Genomic DNA, 16,433 nt, shown 5'->3' with positions numbered 1-16,433 from the left:
AAAAACAGGAGGAAGAAAAATGAAAAACAAGAAAATGGCCGCCGGAATCGTAGGTCTGGCAATCGTAGCCCTGGTAGGAGGTTCCCTGGCTTATTTCAATCAAACGATGACCGCGACCAATAACTTCAGCACAAAACAATATGGTTCCACCCTTACGGAGGATTTCATTCCGGAAAAAGACTGGGAACCCGGTGTAGAGGTTAATAAAGATGTGGAAGTGATCAATACCGGAGATATGCCGGTGGTGGTACGTGTGAAAATGGAAGAGACATGGACCAGAACCGGTGAAGACGCTGCCTATAAGGCGAACAATGCCGCAGTAACCACGGCAGCTGTATCACAGGTAGATCCTGAGGACGGCCTTACTCCCGCAGAAGACGGTACGGTTGTAGCGAAGAATCTGATTACTGCTGGATGGACCAAGGCTGACGATGGCTGGTACTACTTTAACACGCAGTTAGAAGCAGAAGCAAGCACTCAGAAATTTCTGGATTCCGTGACCCTGGCGGCAGACACTGATATGGGTAAATATACGGTAACCAAATACTACACGGAACTGGAAGATATCCAGGCAGCAGAGGCAGCCGGAGTTACCGGTGATGCAGCGACCGGATGGAAAGAATACACAGATCCGATGCCAATGACAGCCTTACATAATAAGACAGTAACCGCAGCTGATCCCGATGCAACCGGATACAGCGGCTCCAACTACAGCCTGACTATTACCGCCCAGACCTGCCAGGCCACCGACAAGGCAGTCAACGCATTCTTTGGTAAAGACGTAGACGGTGTTACCCCAGTAACCATCCCTGCAGACGTTCTGGCCGGCTGGAATCTTCAAGCAGAGGATATCCAGTAAAATAGACGCAGGATAACGAGAAAACAGGTAGCGGTGTATGCCCGGATGTATACACCCGATTGAAAAGAAAGGGGATTTCACATGAAAAAGAATAAAAAAGTGCTGGTACTCAGCGGACTCCTCGTCCTGGCAATGGTAGCCGGCGTATTGGCTTATTTCAATAAGACCACAACCATCAACAACCCGTTCTCCACCAAGTCCTACGGCGGAGAGACAGTCGAGAAATTCAACCCCGGCGAAGGCGAGGACTGGGAGCCTGGAGCAACTGTTGAAAAGTTAGTAACCGCCACAAACACAGGCGACTATCCGCTGTATGTGAGAGTAAAATTCGATGAGACCTGGACCAGAAAAGACGAAAGCACTGCCTTCATCGACATCAAGGCAAATGACGCGGCTGTCGAGCCTGGAGTTACTGCCAAGAAAATCTTGAATGTATTCCAGACAAAAGACGCCGACGGTGAGAATGACGGTGTTGCAAATGTAACCGTAGATGACACCGTGGTGGCAAAGAATCTTGTAAATATAGGCGGAGCCGATGCCAAATGGGTTGACGGCGGTGACGGATATTTCTACTACTACAAACCTCTGGAGCCCACCAACAGCACGGAAGCACTTCTGGAATCCGTAACGCTTGCAATTGACGCAGATATGGGACTCTATGGTTCCGTTATCACTTATGCGCTTTGCGCGGATCCTGACAAGAATCTGACCGCTCCTCCGGCAGACGCCGTGTGGAAATCAGAGGCAGAACTGCTGGCTGGTTCCGGCGCAGCTACCGTAGCTGATTTCATGAAATTAGAACAGAATAAGGGGATGGCTCTGTTTACCAAAAACACCTCCGCTCTTGAAGCAGGACTGTCCGGATATGCGGATGCCAACTATTTACTGACCATCACCACTGACTTTGTACAGACTTCAGCAGATGCACTGGCGGCTGCAGGCTGGACACTTCCGGCTGGAGTACAGTAAGCCGGCAAACAATTGTAAAGGCTGGAATTTATGAGACTATTAAAACATATTTTCAGCGTCCTTTCCTGGATTGTATTCGCGGTAATCATCGCTTATGTATTGATCGCCGCTCCCATGGTGGCCGGGTATAAACCCGTTGTCGTACTCAGCGGCAGTATGGAGCCGGCCTACCATGTGGGCAGCGTGATTTACTACAAGAGTACCCCGTTTGAACAGATCCAGGTGGGCGACGCGATTACGTTCAAAGCGGGGGAAGACGCGCTGGTGACCCACCGGGTGACGACCAAGAATGAAATCAGCAGGACCTTTGTCACAAAAGGAGACGCAAATCCTTCCGAGGACGCAAATCCGGTGGATGCCGCCAATGTGATAGGGAGAGCATCAGAGCTGTCGATTCCCTTTGCAGGATATTTTATATCCTACGGGAAACAGTTGCCGGTAATCATCGCTATGGCGGCGATTATCATAATCAGTATCATATTAGACAGTCTTTATCCCAAGAAAAAGAGGGAGACAGAAAGGGCTGAACAAGAGAATGAAGAGAAACAGTAAAGTAAAACTGATTTCCCTGATTGCTGTGGTATGTGTATTCTTGATTGGAGGAACGATCGCATATTTCAGCGACCAGGAAACCAAAGAGAATACGCTGACCATGGGCAAATTCGATTCCGATCTGCACGAGGAATTCGATCCGCCCTCTGACTGGAAGCCTGGAGTAGAAGTCGAGAAGAAGGTAAGGGTTGATAATACCGGAACCGTCGATATGGTCGTTGCAGCCAGGTTTGATGAGAGCTGCGTCAGAAGGGAAGACGTGTATCTGCAAAGATACAATAACGAGACCAAAGAGCTCGAGGATATCTTAGTGGCAAATGCCGGTGAGGAACTTCCGGTGATCTTTGATATCCAACAGCAGGATGGACAAATCGTGTCTTACCAGGAAGTGGCTGTCAAAAACTTTGGGGCTGATGTAACAGAGTACATCGAAGGAACCGATCCTTCGGTATATGAAGGCAAATGGGTATATCGTTACGATGTTAAGAATGGAGTCTACTATTTCCTGTATATGGGGATCGTGGAAGCGGGGAAATCATCGCCGCAGCTGCTCGAGAGCGTCACCATGAACAGCAAGCTTGAAAATGTAGTGTCGAATACCGAGCAGGTATACTGGTATGATGAGGAAACCGGTGAAAATAAGCAGTCATTTACGTATCAGACTTCCGAATACGGATATGATGCCGTGAATTATAAGCTGGATATCACTGCAAAAACCCTTCAGGCCAGTGAAAAAGCGATCCAAAGCGATTGGTCAACCGATACCGGGATCATACCGGATGATTTTAAGGAGCTGCTGACATACCTGGGAAACATGTGTAATAAGTAGCGGCCGGTGGGATCCTGGCAGAGAAGATAAAGGAGAAAACCTGATGAAAAAGAAAAAGAATTTAATAAAAATCATCAGTATCATGGCATTGCTTGCTGTGGTGATCGGGATAGGCGCAACATTGGCTTATTTTACCGATTATGATTTCGCTTCCAATATTATCGGTACCGGCCATGTGGACATCACCTTGACTGAGGACATGGAAGACCCGGAGAACCCGGAAGGACCAGTGATTCCCTATGTGGATCCTGAGAATCTGGAGCCGGGCGCCGTTATATCCAAAATGCCGAAAATAACGGTCGCAGAGGATTCTCTGGACAGCTACGTGCGTGCGGTTGTCACGATCACGAATCCGGAAGCTGCCGTTCCTCCTGTAACGATAGAGAATATCGATATCGATGAAAACTGGGTTGTAGTTGCGGATCCGAAGGAAAGCGGCAAGTGGTACTGCTATTATATCGGAGGGGAAGACGAAGGCATCTTAAAGGCCGGAGACTCCGTATATGTATTTAATCAGATTGAATTGCCCGGAGCATGGGAACTGGAAATGAATGACCAGAAAATCCTGGTGGATGTCGTTGCGCAGGCTGTGCAGGCAGAGGGTTTTACTCCTGCCTATCAAAGAGATGCAAGCGGCAAGATAACCTCCTGCGCGTGGTTAAACGCGGATGGAGAAGAAGTGGAAGCGGAAGTCTATGCAGGTACGAACAAATAAGCGGACGGAAAAAAGGATGCTGCCTGGGATTTTAAACGGTATTGGAATTGTACTGATGTTGGGTATCATCCTGATTTCCCTGCCGCTGGTGCTGCCGAAGGTGTTCGGATACCAGATCTACGGTATTCTGACAGACAGTATGGAACCTGAGTATTCCGTAGGGGAGGCGGTCTTCGTAAAACCGGTGGCCCCGCAGGACATCAAGGTGGGAGATGCGATTACCTTTCGGCTGGGCACGGACAGTGAGCTGACCGCGACCCATCGGGTAGTCCGGATTGAAGAAGAGAAGCAACAGTTTATTACAAAAGGGGATGCCAATGAGTCGGAAGACACCACACCGGTCGGATACAGCCGTGTAGTTGGTAAAGTAGTATTCGGCATTCCGCTGCTGGGTAGATTATCGTTCTATCTGCATTCCTACACGGGAGTCGTAATCTGCATCGCAGCGTTCGCGGTGGTGCTGGCTCTGTGGGTGGCTGCAGAGAAGTTAAAGTCAAAGGAGAGTGCAAAGTGAAAAAAAAGTTAATACTCATGGGTGTGGCGGCGGCTCTCGTTACGATAACATTAATCGGTGGGTCACTGGCCTACTTCCAGGCTACTGGCCATCAGGTGCAGCAGCAGATCAATACGAAAACACTGGAAATCCAGCTGAGTGAAGTAGGGCAGGATGGGAGTGGCAGGGAGATCTACACCGAGCTGCCGAACGGAACGGTCTTCGTGGATAAGATCGCACCCGGTTCGATTATTCCGAAAGAAGTCTGTGTTACCAATACAAAGGATACCGAACTTTATGTCCGCCTCACCATCACGAAATACTGGGGTAAGGATTCCAACAGTGGAAACGATGCGAATCTGGAGGCCTTTACAAAAGACATGAACAAGGATGCCGGCAAGATCATCCTGCAGCCGGCCAACACAGCCGGAACATCGGGAAGCGGCGACTGGATTTTACAAAGCGAAGACAAAGAACAGCTGGTTCTATATTATACAAAACCTTTGGCACCCGGGCAGAACACATCCATATTCATGGACCAGATCGAGATTTCCTATGATCTGAAAAATGAATATGCGGATCTGGGCATTGCACTTAAAATGCGGGCAGACGCCGTGCAGACCATGAAAGGGCAGGATGCGATGATGTCGGAATGGGGTGTACTTGCCACCATCGACGACGCCGGAAAAATTTCGAGCATAGAAGAGTAGCCGGATACTCGAGAAAGAAGGAGGATATCATGAAAAAAAGAATAATGGCTTTGAGCATGATACTGACGCTTGTGTTCGGCTTGTCAACCGTCGCCTACGCGGATGATACGACTCCCACCGCAGTATTCGACGGGAGTGAGGAGATCAAATACAACTATCAGGATACGAATAATTTCGGAAATGCCTTCTCCGATATGCTCCCTGGCGAGGATCGGGCTCAGGAGATCGTGCTGAAGAATACTTCCGATAAAACGGTGGATTTCTTCATGCGGACGGAAGTTCTGAAGGCTTTCGAAGATACGGAGCAGCGGTCCAACGCGGCCTATCAGATTACATTGACAGTGACGCAAGGGTCAGATGTCACAACGATCTACGGCGGCGCAGAAGCGGATGGAAGTGTTCGGGTTGGCGGCGACGAACAGGGCCTGAAGAATATGAACGGCAGCCTGAACGACTGGCTGAAGATCGCTGCCCTGACTAAGGGTGAGAATGCCGTGATACGCCTGCAGGTATATCTGGACGGGGAATCCCACAGCAATGACTATCAGGCGGCTGATGGAACATTCCAGTTCGAATTCCGCGCCGGATATGAAGAACCCACAGTGATCAGGCAGCAGAACCAGGACAAAGTGGTCACTAAGACGGTGATCACGGATGGGCCGGTCAACAGGATCGTTCGTCTGGTCCAGACCGGAGATAACGCGCCAGTCTTTTTGTTCCTGTTATTAGCAGTAGCCGCGGTGATCGTGCTGATCGTTGTTGTGGTGAAGAAAAATAAAAAAGAGGATTCAAACACCGGGAATGCGGCAAATGAGGATAAAATGGAAAAATAATGTCGCCGGCCGGGAAAAATTTATAAAAAAATGTCTTATGAAATAGTTGGCGAAAGTGCCTGTCTGTTATAGTTATCCTAACGGGACAGAACCGGGCGTAGGAATAAGGTGTCCGAAGTATGTCAGGAAAGGCGGAGGAGCAATGAAAAAGACCGCAAAAAGTTTATTTCGTATGGCAATCATCACTTGTCTTGGAATCTGCCTGAACCTGTCGGCAGCGCCTATGACAGTAAAAGCGGATGAAAACCAGACAGTGGAAAATACATATACAGTTACCTATCGTCCGGGTAATATTGCAAGATTCAGTGATAGTCTGTATCAGGAGTATGTCGGACAATATACAAGCAATGCGGTGACCCGGAGTCAGGCGACCGGAAGTATCAGGATCACGGTACCGGCAGGAGCTGCTTATCCCAGAGTACCGAATGCCGGTGATGTGGAATTTGACGCAGCCCATGAAGGCAAGTATTATCTGGATACTGCCAGCTGGCCGACGCAGCAGACCGTCACGGAAAACGGTGATTACGTAGCCGATTACATCGCATTGGTCGATTCCGTAGAGTACACGATCCGTTTTGTAGATGCATCCAGCGGCGAGGATGTCGCCCCTCCCGTGATCAGTGTGGGAAATAAAAATACGAAAATAACCTATACGGCCAGAAATATCGAGGGCTATCAATATGACAGCTATGTAAAAGAGATGACCCTGGGAAGCGCCGGAACAGAGAATATCATTCAGTTCCAGTACACCAGCACAACTGGTCCCAACGTCATTATTGAGGAGATCCCTGGCCGTACCGTAACCGATTATGATTATGTGCAGGGACCCGGAACCGATATATATGAAAATGTAACGGTACCGGCAGCCAATGTAAACCCTGGCGGAGGCGGCGCAGATAACGCAGCTTTGGAGGGAGAAGATACAACCACGATTCCAGAAGAAGAGGTACCTTTAGATGACGGAACGCAGGGCGGGGGAGATGAAGGCACAGCCGGAGACGAAACGGACGGCAATCTGACGGAAATCCCGGAGGAAGAAGTTCCACTGGGAAGCGGAGAGGAAACACCTGGAAATGTAAGCCCGCTGGTACTGGGCGGAATCTTTGCTGCAGTGATCGTGCTGGGCGGAGGGGTATTCTTTATTTTCAGAAGAAAGAACCATTTGAATCATAATACATCTGAACATGAATAAGTCAACTTTCCTTTTATCGGTGCAGAGGAACCTATGTAGCAGAGCATAGGTTCCTTTTAATTGGTGCGGATATTATTGGAATTCTTTTAAGAGGGCGGCCTTCATAATATCCCTGGGGGCATCCAGACCGGTCCAGAGCTTGATATTGATTGCTCCCTGATTAACCAGCATAGCACAGCCATTAAGCGTATGGCAGCCACGGTTTTGGGCTTCCGTCAGGAAGGGCGTCTGAGGAGGATTCGGTATCACGTCACAGACTACCATCTGCGGGCGCAGGGAGTCGTATACCAGATCAGGGGAAGAGGTGTCCGGATATAAGCCGATACTGGTGGAATTAATGAGCACATCAGTGTCTGCGGGCAGCTCATAGGAATGATCCCAGAGGACAAAATCCGCTTTTACCGGCGTTTTGGACAGCAGCAATTCAACCAGTTCTTCGCCCCGTCCTCTGCTGCGGTTTACTACAGTGATCCTTCCGGCGCCGGCCAGAGCCAGTTCTACGGCGATCGCCTTGGCGGCGCCGCCTGCGCCCAGCAGAACATAATTCTTGCCTGTGATAGGGATCTGATCTTCTTCCAGCGCTTTGGTAAAGCCCTTGCCGTCGGAGTTTTCACCGTATGTCTCCCCATCTTTCAGATAGACGGTGTTTACAGCGCCGATGATGGAAGCGGCATCCGAAATGTGGTCCAGATATTTCATGACCGCTACTTTGTGGGGAATGGTACAGTTTGCACCTTTCATATGCAGGGCCTTTATGGATTGAACTGCGGTTTCCAGATCCTGGGGATATACCTCGAAAGCGTTGTAGATCCAGTCCAGTCCGAGGGCCTTAAAAGCGGCGTCCATAATAACTACGGTTGGGTTTTCGTCAACGGGTGAACCGAAAACGGTGATAAATTCTTTGCGGTAGCATTTCTCTTTGGTGTCCGGCATAGAAAAACCTCCTTGTCATCTCTTATTGTTTTATTTTTTCATGGGAAGTATCTCGATCCAATAGCCATCGGGATCTGAGATAAAATAGATTCCCATATTTTCATTTTCATAGCAGATGATTCCCATAGCTTTGTGTTTTTGATGCAGACCATCATAATCATCAGTTACAAAAGCCAGATGAAATTCGCATTCTCCCAAATTATAGGGTTCTTTTCGGCCGGACAGCCAGGTCAGCTCCAGAGAGAATCCCGTGGCGCCGTCTCCCAGATAAACCAGACGGAAAGATCCGTCAGAAGCGGTCTTTTCCCGGACCGGCGCCAGATCCAGCGCGTCCTTATAGAATTTCAGGCTTCTGTCCAGATCCAGAACATTGAAATTGAAATGATTAAAATGAATCATATAGCTGCTCCTTTCTCAGTGTATGCGGATCAGAAAAGTGTACCATTTCCGGCACCCCGCAGAGCATGTGTTAGATACTGTTAAGTATACGTTTTTATGCAGAAGATTGCAAGAAAAAGGAACATGCATTTTTGTTGACTCTCACATGATGTGAGGGTATATGATCATCACAACATAAATATAGGAGGAAATAACATGGAAAAGCTTTATGTAAAACCAATTGGTGAAATAAGTGCAGATGAGGAGGGAATGTATATTCAGCTGAAAAAAGAATTTCTGCCTTGCCTGAAAGGCCTGGAAGGATTCGGAGCCATACAGGTGATCTGGTGGTTCAGCGACTTCGACGAAGAGGAATACCGGTCAGTCCTGGAGTGTCCGTCACCCTATAAGAACGGTCCTGAAATTATGGGAATTTTTGCCACCAGATCTCCGATCCGCCCCAACCCGGTGGCCATAACTGCCTCTGATATTACGGGAATCGAGTGGGAAAACGGAAAGATCCATCTGGCCTACATCGACGCCAATCCCGGGACACCGGTATTGGATCTGAAACCCTATACTCCAAGCATAGACAGGATCGAATATCCCCAGGTGCCCGGTTGGTGCAGCCATTGGCCGGACAGTGTGGAGAGTTCGGGAGACTTTAACTGGGAAGCGGAATTTAATCGCGCCGCCATCCCAATATCAGAATAAAAATAAAAGGATAGCACAAACTATCCCTATCCTAACAAAATCCGGAGGCGCGCATATGAAACAACAGAATCAAAGTAAAATAACATCCAAACACGAACAGAATCAGCCTGTATCCAGGCTGGAACAAAATCAGACAACCTTAAAACAGGAACAGGAACGCGCGGAAATGATCCGCCAGAACTCCAAGTACCGGGAAGGAAATAAGCCGGAACCGGACAACAATCCCTTCTTTGAAAATCACAGTAACCCATTGAGCAGCAAGGGAAACTAACGAAAAACCAATCACAGTTCTTTATCTATTTCTCAGATATGGGCGGATATCCCAACCATATCTGAGATCAATCCCGCCGTTGTAACGGTACCTGAATCTCTGTCAGATAGCGTTTTGGGTCCTCTTCATTAAAAGGGCCTAGATGGCAGATCTGACGAACAGGATCTCTCATTTCATAATACCTGTGTTCCTCCAGCCATTTGGCAAACGTATGATAAGCTGTGCCAATATTCTGATAAGGTCCATAAACCATCACACAGGCCATCCGCTCCTCTGCGGCAATCAGCCGGTACACAAAATCGCCCCGCCCGATCCCCGCCTTTTTTACCAGGCAGCAAACTTCCACATCAACCTCAGTGTCTGCTTCCTTCTCATCATAAAACAGGGCCAGATTATTCACGCCAGAATCCAGTGCTACATGTTCTTCCGTCACAAAGCGATTCAGCTCAAGCCAGAGATTCCCCTCACAAAAATGATCCGGAATCCGTCTCCTCAGAGATAAAACGGACAATTCCGGAACACTTTTTAAAATCACATTACAGTGGACATCCAGTTTCCTGGACTGCACATCTTTGACGGCGATATCGATCTTATCGACTCTTTCCTGTATCTTAGCCATCTCATCCAGCAGTTCCAGCCTCTTATGCTCCAGTAAATCGGTAATGGGCCTGTCCTGCCAATGCGCCAGCGCCAGCGCAATCTCACTCACCTGAAAATCCAGATCCCTTAAGAAAATAATCCGCTGAAGCACCGGAATCTGTTCTGCCGTATAACTCCGATAGCCTGTAATCGGATCTGTCTTTGAAGGTTTTAATAGACCCTGCTCGTCGTAATACCGCAGCATCCGAATCGATACCTGAGTTAGCTTTGAGAATTCTCCTATACGAAACATGGGGGGGGCCTCCTGGCTTTTTTAGATTTTTGAGACAAGCCTCTTCAAGCAACCTCTCAAACCATCTAACCAAAAAATAATTCGCCTACCCTGGAACTTCCCCGGAAAATCCCATTCAAGACGCAGCAGGTGCTTCCCAAAAGCTGCGCGTTGTCACCGAAATGGGAACGAAGCACAGGAATATGGTAGTCTTTGGCCAGCTTTATGGCATTGATATGTTCCTCCATCTGCGCCACATTTTCATCGGGTAGATAGACTGCCTCATGCCCTAAAATGATAGCCTGTGGATTCAGCAGGTTTACGGCGTTAATCAGCGCGCTGGATATCTTGTCTGTCATGTCCGACAGAATGGGCGCAATGGCGGGATGGGATGGATCTGTACAGAATTCCCGGAAGGTTAAGTACTTTTGGGTGGCTTCCCTAAGCTGCTGCTGGATAATAGACGCGCTGGCATAGGTCTCCAGGCAGCCCCGGTTGCCGCAGGCGCACAGGTTGCCGTTATAGTCGATACTGGTATGCCCGAGTTCGCTTCCGTAACCGGCTGCGTTGTGATAGAGCTGCCCGCCGGATATGATGCCGGAGCCGATCCCGTTGGTGACACCCAGGAAAATAAAATCTTCATAGCTGCGGCCGATTCCATAGAACCGCTCGGCCAGAGCCGCGCAGTCGTAGTTGTTGTCCAGATAGGCGGGAACGCCGTAGCATTTCTCGAAGATCCGGACGATGGGAATATTATTGATACCGTAAAAATTAGTGGGGTTTAAGATGATACCGTTGACTGTGTCCACAGGGCCTAAGGAAGCGATTCCGATCCCGGCAATCGGGCCGGAGGCCTGTTCTTTGACTTTATCGACCAGACCGAAGAGAATATCCAGCAGCCGGCTGCTGTCACAGTGGGAAATATCAGCGGTTTCCAGGGCCAGCATGTGAAGCTTCAGGTCACACAGGACAGCGGAACAGGAATCACGGTTAATCAGGACACCGATGACTTTCGGGGCATCGGGGGAAATGTCCAGATAGATGGGAGTCCGTCCGGGGGTAACCGCCCGGTCGGGCCCGGTTTCCCGGACCAGATGACGGTCGATAAATTCTGAAATGATGTTGGTGACGGACATTTTCGTCAAACCGGATCGTTTGGAAAGCTCAATCCGGGAAATCTCATTTCCCGTAGCGATTAACTGAAGGATCAGGCCGCGGTTCTGATATTTTAGATTCTGATTATTGATTCCTGTTTTAGACGGCATGCTGTAACTCCTAATTTTTTTCCCAACCGGCGTTGATTCTGGCGCGAAGCTGATCGAAGGTCAACAGGCCGCTTAACGCGTCATAGGCGGCTACACAGGAGGCTCCTGTGCCTGCGGCATACTGCATAGCCTCCTGCCAGGTATTACTGTTCAGGACCGAACACAGGAAGGCGGCGATACTGGTATCACCCGCGCCTGTTCCGGATAAAATGCGGTCGGGACGATAACTTTTTTCAAAATGTTCCAGATTATCCCATTTTATCATAGTTTCCGGCAGTCCGCCACCGATTTGGCTGATTCGCTCCTGACCGCCGGTGCGCAAATACAGACCGGGAGCGCCGCATTTGATCAGGATAACCTTAGCGCCCATATCCAGCAGGCGGTCGGCCAGAGGACGAACATCTTTTTCAATATCCAGCACGGAGGTGACATCACCGCCGGCTGCCCGTTTCACCCATTCCTGATATCTGGAGCGGTCCAGCATATAGGCCAGCTCCTCTACGCTGGGAACGAAGAAATCCACATAAGGAAGCACCGCGGACAGAATTCCTTCCCAGTCAGCTTTTCCAACTTCCGCATTTTCGTCGATGGCGGCGAAGTCCAGGGAGGTGGCCACTCCCAGCGATTTGACCTTTTGGAACAGTTGAACCAGTTCTCTTCCGTGGTCGGAATACATACTCTTCATGAGCGGCGGATACCCGAAATGGAACAGGGCGGCGTCGCCGACCAGGGAAAAATCAATATCGTCCATAACAAACGTATCATTGGCGCCTGAACAATGCAGAAAGATCCGGTCAATTCCAACCGGCGCCAGTACCACCGAATAAGATGTGGCGGAACCGTCCGATACGATCATGCCCTCTGAAGCGCCATATTCCTCTAATTTTGACAGAACCAGGTCGCCAAAGGCATCCTTGCCAACCTTGCCCATAAGGCGTACGTCAGCTCCGAGGATTTTCATGGCTAAACCGGTATTGGCGACCGCTCCGCCGGTATGTACGTCAGCCTCCCCCATCTGAATCAGACGTCCGGGAACGAACATCTCGTCGATGCCGCGGATCTTTTCGTTTGGAAAGGCAGGTGTGATATCCAGGCAGATATGCCCTGCGGCAATCGCCATTCTGGATTTTACGTTACCCATAAGAATCCCCCTTTTATTTTCCAAGCGTGCTGAGCACTTCTTTGGTTACCAGTTGTACGATAGCTTCGATATCAGCGGCACTGTGATGCACTTTTCCGGTGGAACCGAACAATTCCAGTTTTTTGATGACGGCGCTCTTAATGGCGAGAACGGCGGCGGGAATCAGATCGATCAGTCCCTTTTCGATCTTGTCGAATGCCTGAAGCTCGGCTTCCACAGCGGCAATATTGATATCTGTAAAAATATTGACTTTGCTGATGCCTTTTTCAATGGCTTTTTTAAAGTCCGCGTCGGCAAGGCCGGAGCCGCCGTGCAGTACCAGAGGCACGGATACGGTCCGGGCGATGGTCTGTATGCGTTCAAAATCCAGCTTAGGAGGCAGCTTGTAAGCGCCGTGAGCGGTACCCACAGCGATCGCCAGCGCGTCCACGCCGGTTTTTTCGACGAAATCTTTCGCCTGCCTGGGATCGGTATAGAATTTAGAAGGATCCGTAAGCGTGGAGGTACCTTCGTGAGATCCTTCATTGTCTCCCACATGTCCTAATTCACCTTCGATGGTGGCGCCGAAAGAATGGGCGATATCGGCCATTTCCTTGACTTTTTGAACATTGACATCATAGGGGTCTGTGGAGCAGTCATACATAATGGAAGAAAAACCAAGCTCCAGAGCTTTGATACAGGTTTCTTTGCGGAGGCCGTGATCCAGATGGATGACCACCGGCACGCGTGCCTTTTTCGCCATTGGAATCAGATAGTAGGACACTTCGTCAAGCGGACCATAGGGGAACAGAACTTCAGCGGTTCCCATAATAACGGGAGAACCGGTTTCCTCAGCCGCGCTGATGATACCTCTGGCCAATTCCAGATTGACGGCGTTAAACAAGCCCACCGCGTATTTGCCTTTTTTCGCGGGGATAAGTACATCGTTTAGATTTGCTAACATAATAAATTTCCTCCTTTTGTAACGTGCTTACTCAATGGTGGGAATACGGTTGATTCGGGTATCTGTAAAGATATCATACTCATCGTAACAATGCGTGCTGAATTCACTGACAACGGCGCCCTCGCTGCCGGCCTGGAACCAGTGCTTGGTTCCGGGATACAGCGTATACTGATCTCCGGGCTCTAATTTTATTTCGTGGAAAACAGTGTAATAAGCCTCATCTCCGGCAGGCGGCGCGGCACAGCGGTCTTCGGTTGCTGCCCCCTCCACGTACAGGTATACGGTGCCCATACGACAGCGGAATGTCTCCTCTTTCCCGGGATAATCCTCGCCTACAGGCGGGTGCAGGTGCTCAGGGCAGGTCTGGTAAGGTAACAGGACCATTTCCTTCGCGCAGCATCTGTCGGTATTTATGTAAACAATACTTTCAAGTCCGGTACGCATCACATCATCCAGTCCGAAATCAGCTACTTCGACAGCGTCCTCCTCCGCAGAAGTAAGCGCAATATGTGCGCGGGAAAAATAGGCAAGCGTTTTTTCTCTGAGTTCCAGGTAAGTTTCTTTTGTCATCGATTATTCTCCTTCCGAAATTTGATATAGACATCTGATTGGTAAAAGAGTTTTACTAAATAAAGTATAAATGGAAAGCGGACAGAAGTCAATCATAATTTGAAACAATTAACCATTTAAAAGACGAAAATTTGGAATGGTACAGCTTTCCTCAAACAGTTTCATGACACATCATAATTGGGTAATAGGTAAAAGTGTTTTACCATAAAATGGGTACCATAGAGATCTCCCGATAGGATTGCCTGCTCATTTTTTGTTATCGGTACGTCTGAGAAATTCGACGAAGGCAAATATAATAGATATAACGGTTAGAACGGATACGATGAGCTCCGCTATGTTGTTGGCATAGTCTGCCTGGGATGGAATGACGATGCCTAATAGCAGGAAATAGCTGCACCAGATCAGACCTAAGGTGAGCAGCAAAAAAGTAATGTATTTTAATATAACGGCAAATCTGTTTAATAATTTACGGGTATGAATAATCTTTTCTTCAGTGTATATCTGTTTTTTTATCATTGGTTTTATACTGCCTATGAGAAAACCAATGATTACTCCAACTGTGATGGCGGTACAGATATGATAATATAATGTCATTTTTTCCTCCGTTGGCGCATCTGGTACGCTGTTTTCTAATATGATTTTGAGGCTGGGTTTGCGCTTTTCTAATTTTTTATAGTAAATTCACGGATTGGATTTCTTGAATGGAACGTTTAAAGTTGTTTTATTTTACCATATATTCATTGATATATCTACGACGGGATTTTACGTGCCTGTTTTCTAGATGCAGAAGGGGGTTAAAAGCGTTAATTTCGTCAGAATAAAGTTCTTGTAAAAAATCCAAATCCGGAAATGAAAGTTAGGTTTTACCGCTCAGTTTATTGTGGAGAGTGCGAAAGATTTCTGAATTTTCTGATAGTAATCATAGTGTCATTTATAGGAGGAAACATGTGGGGAAATATGGGGGAAAATATAGGAAGAAATATAGGAAGAATATGGGCGGAATTAGAGGGAAATATATTAAAAAGTGATTGCATTTTTAGGATGAAACTAATATAATAGTAAGAATTATATTTTCCAGCCTAAAGAAACGGGAGGCATGATGTATGAAAAAAGAGAACACTACGGAAAAAGAGTACATAATCGGAAAAGATAACAAAATTGTAAAAGAGAACAAAATTGTAAAAGAGAACAAAGTAAAAAAAGCGGACAAAATAGAAAAATCGGACAAAATAGAAAAATTGGACAAAAATCAAAAAGCGGACAATATAGAAGATAAGAGCAGAGTAAGGAAGAAGCTGGTAAAAAAAGCAGGCAGTATAAAAACGGATAAACAAACAGCGATCCAGGTATCTGTGGTCAGCATTATTGTAAATCTGTTGTTGTCTGCCGCTAAACTGGCTGCCGGTATTATAGGCAGATCCCAAGCGATGCTGTCTGATGCGGTTCATTCTGCGTCTGATGTGTTCAGTACTTTTATTGTAATTATCGGTGTCAATATATCCAGCAAGGCTTCGGATGAAGATCACCAGTACGGACATGAGCGGATGGAATGTGTTGCTTCTATATTATTGGCTACGATTCTGTGTGCTACCGGCATTGGTATTGGGATGGTGGGACTTAACGATATCATCGGGGGAAATTATGAAAATCTGAAGATCCCGTCTGTCCTGCCGCTTAGTATGGCTGTGATTTCGATCGTAGTGAAGGAGTGGATGTACTGGTACACGAGAGCTGCGGCCAGGAAAATTAATTCCGGTTCACTGATGGCGGATGCGTGGCATCACCGGTCTGACGCGTTGTCTTCCGTGGGCAGTTTTGTCGGTATTCTGGGAGCGCGTCTGGGACTTCCGGTTCTGGACCCGATCGCCAGCGTAGTGATCTGCATCTTTATTATCAAGGCGGCTTTTGATATTTTTTCCGACGCGATATCGAAGATGGTAGACAAATCCTGCGATGAAGAAACGATTGAAAAAATGAAGGCAGTGATTCTTAGCATAGATGGCGTGAAAGAAATCGATGAACTGAGGACCAGGTTGTTTGGAAATAAGATCTATGTGGACATTGAGATCGGGGCGGATGGGGACCTTACCCTCAGGGACAGCCACTCCATAGCGGAGGATGTACATCTCAAAATAGAGGAGGAATTCCCCGGCTGTAAGCACTGCATGGTCCATGTGAACCCCAGGTAGTATGGT

20 protein-coding genes are annotated in these 16,433 nt (G+C 48.0%); 12 read left to right on the top strand and 8 right to left on the bottom strand.

The window, feature by feature from the left end; all coding sequences use genetic code 11:
- Positions 1–19 precede the first annotated feature (19 nt).
- The 9 genes from KTH90_RS10975 (at position 20) to KTH90_RS10935 (ending at position 7,152) form a co-directional block, all read left to right on the top strand.
- A complete protein-coding gene (locus tag KTH90_RS10975; protein ID WP_158352454.1) occupies positions 20–859 on the top strand; it encodes a BsaA family SipW-dependent biofilm matrix protein in 840 nt (279 codons plus the stop codon).
- 81 nt (positions 860–940) lie between these two features.
- Entirely contained in the window at positions 941–1,828 is an 888-nt protein-coding gene (locus KTH90_RS10970) for a BsaA family SipW-dependent biofilm matrix protein (RefSeq protein ID WP_158352453.1), read from the top strand.
- 30 nt (positions 1,829–1,858) lie between these two features.
- Positions 1,859–2,380, top strand: coding sequence for a signal peptidase I (locus tag KTH90_RS10965; RefSeq protein WP_158352452.1), 522 nt, complete (start codon positions 1,859–1,861; stop codon positions 2,378–2,380).
- Positions 2,364–3,209, top strand: coding sequence for a BsaA family SipW-dependent biofilm matrix protein (locus KTH90_RS10960; protein ID WP_158352451.1), 846 nt, complete (start codon positions 2,364–2,366; stop codon positions 3,207–3,209). Before KTH90_RS10965 ends, KTH90_RS10960 begins: the two co-directional genes overlap by 17 nt.
- Positions 3,210–3,252: 43 nt before the next feature.
- The gene (locus KTH90_RS10955; RefSeq protein WP_158352450.1) at positions 3,253–3,924 is read left to right on the top strand and encodes a SipW-dependent-type signal peptide-containing protein; all 672 of its coding nucleotides are present in this window, start codon (positions 3,253–3,255) and stop codon (positions 3,922–3,924) included.
- A complete protein-coding gene (locus tag KTH90_RS10950; RefSeq protein ID WP_238726791.1) occupies positions 3,905–4,438 on the top strand; it encodes a signal peptidase I in 534 nt (177 codons plus the stop codon). Before KTH90_RS10955 ends, KTH90_RS10950 begins: the two co-directional genes overlap by 20 nt.
- On the top strand, positions 4,435–5,127 hold the full coding sequence (locus tag KTH90_RS10945) for a TasA family protein (RefSeq protein ID WP_158352448.1): 693 nt from the start codon (positions 4,435–4,437) through the stop codon (positions 5,125–5,127). The genes KTH90_RS10950 and KTH90_RS10945 overlap by 4 nt, the downstream gene beginning before the upstream one ends.
- Before the next feature lie 29 nt (positions 5,128–5,156).
- Positions 5,157–5,960 (top strand): hypothetical protein, encoded by an 804-nt coding sequence (locus KTH90_RS10940; protein WP_158352447.1) that lies wholly within the window; start codon positions 5,157–5,159, stop codon positions 5,958–5,960.
- A 142-nt stretch (positions 5,961–6,102) separates the two neighbouring features.
- Positions 6,103–7,152 carry a hypothetical protein gene (locus KTH90_RS10935; protein WP_158352446.1) on the top strand — a complete coding sequence of 350 codons (1,050 nt, stop codon included), beginning with the start codon at positions 6,103–6,105 and terminating at the stop codon, positions 7,150–7,152.
- A 72-nt stretch (positions 7,153–7,224) separates the two neighbouring features.
- Here the strand turns inward: KTH90_RS10935 and aroE are convergent, their stop codons facing one another.
- Positions 7,225–8,085 carry a shikimate dehydrogenase gene (gene aroE / locus KTH90_RS10930; protein ID WP_158352445.1) on the bottom strand — a complete coding sequence of 287 codons (861 nt, stop codon included), beginning with the start codon at positions 8,083–8,085 and terminating at the stop codon, positions 7,225–7,227.
- A gap of 30 nt (positions 8,086–8,115) precedes the next feature.
- Positions 8,116–8,484, bottom strand: a complete 369-nt coding sequence (locus KTH90_RS10925; protein WP_158352444.1) for a VOC family protein — start codon at positions 8,482–8,484, stop codon at positions 8,116–8,118.
- 195 nt (positions 8,485–8,679) lie between these two features.
- Between KTH90_RS10925 and KTH90_RS10920 the strand changes: the two genes are divergently transcribed.
- The gene (locus tag KTH90_RS10920) at positions 8,680–9,177 is read left to right on the top strand and encodes an SAM-dependent methyltransferase (RefSeq protein ID WP_158352443.1); all 498 of its coding nucleotides are present in this window, start codon (positions 8,680–8,682) and stop codon (positions 9,175–9,177) included.
- A 55-nt stretch (positions 9,178–9,232) separates the two neighbouring features.
- Positions 9,233–9,448, top strand: a complete 216-nt coding sequence (locus KTH90_RS10915; RefSeq protein ID WP_158352442.1) for a hypothetical protein — start codon at positions 9,233–9,235, stop codon at positions 9,446–9,448.
- A 67-nt stretch (positions 9,449–9,515) separates the two neighbouring features.
- On the opposite strand, the gene KTH90_RS10910 is transcribed toward KTH90_RS10915, so the two are convergent.
- The 6 genes from KTH90_RS10910 to KTH90_RS10885 form a co-directional block, all read right to left on the bottom strand.
- Positions 9,516–10,340, bottom strand: coding sequence for a MerR family transcriptional regulator (locus tag KTH90_RS10910; RefSeq protein WP_158352441.1), 825 nt, complete (start codon positions 10,338–10,340; stop codon positions 9,516–9,518).
- Between the two features lie 65 nt (positions 10,341–10,405).
- Positions 10,406–11,584 carry an ROK family protein gene (locus KTH90_RS10905; RefSeq protein WP_158352440.1) on the bottom strand — a complete coding sequence of 393 codons (1,179 nt, stop codon included), beginning with the start codon at positions 11,582–11,584 and terminating at the stop codon, positions 10,406–10,408.
- Between the two features lie 10 nt (positions 11,585–11,594).
- Complete coding sequence (locus KTH90_RS10900) at positions 11,595–12,725, bottom strand: carbohydrate kinase family protein (RefSeq protein WP_158352439.1); 1,131 nt, start codon at positions 12,723–12,725, stop codon at positions 11,595–11,597.
- Positions 12,726–12,738: 13 nt separating this feature from the next.
- Positions 12,739–13,668, bottom strand: coding sequence for a class II fructose-bisphosphate aldolase (locus KTH90_RS10895; RefSeq protein WP_158352438.1), 930 nt, complete (start codon positions 13,666–13,668; stop codon positions 12,739–12,741).
- A 27-nt stretch (positions 13,669–13,695) separates the two neighbouring features.
- A complete protein-coding gene (locus KTH90_RS10890) occupies positions 13,696–14,238 on the bottom strand; it encodes a D-lyxose/D-mannose family sugar isomerase (protein WP_158352437.1) in 543 nt (180 codons plus the stop codon).
- Positions 14,239–14,484: 246 nt separating this feature from the next.
- Complete coding sequence (locus KTH90_RS10885; protein ID WP_158352436.1) at positions 14,485–14,832, bottom strand: transporter; 348 nt, start codon at positions 14,830–14,832, stop codon at positions 14,485–14,487.
- 701 nt (positions 14,833–15,533) lie between these two features.
- On the opposite strand from KTH90_RS10885, the gene KTH90_RS10880 reads away from it, so the two are divergent.
- Positions 15,534–16,427 (top strand): cation diffusion facilitator family transporter, encoded by an 894-nt coding sequence (locus KTH90_RS10880; protein ID WP_408626288.1) that lies wholly within the window; start codon positions 15,534–15,536, stop codon positions 16,425–16,427.
- Positions 16,428–16,433: the final 6 nt, after the last annotated feature.

Origin of the sequence: Diplocloster modestus, from assembly GCF_019042245.1 — a bacterium.
Lineage (GTDB): Bacteria > Bacillota > Clostridia > Lachnospirales > Lachnospiraceae > Diplocloster > Diplocloster modestus.
The sequence above is the reverse complement of the archived record's forward strand: the minus strand, read 5'-3'. Positions and strand labels throughout refer to the sequence as shown.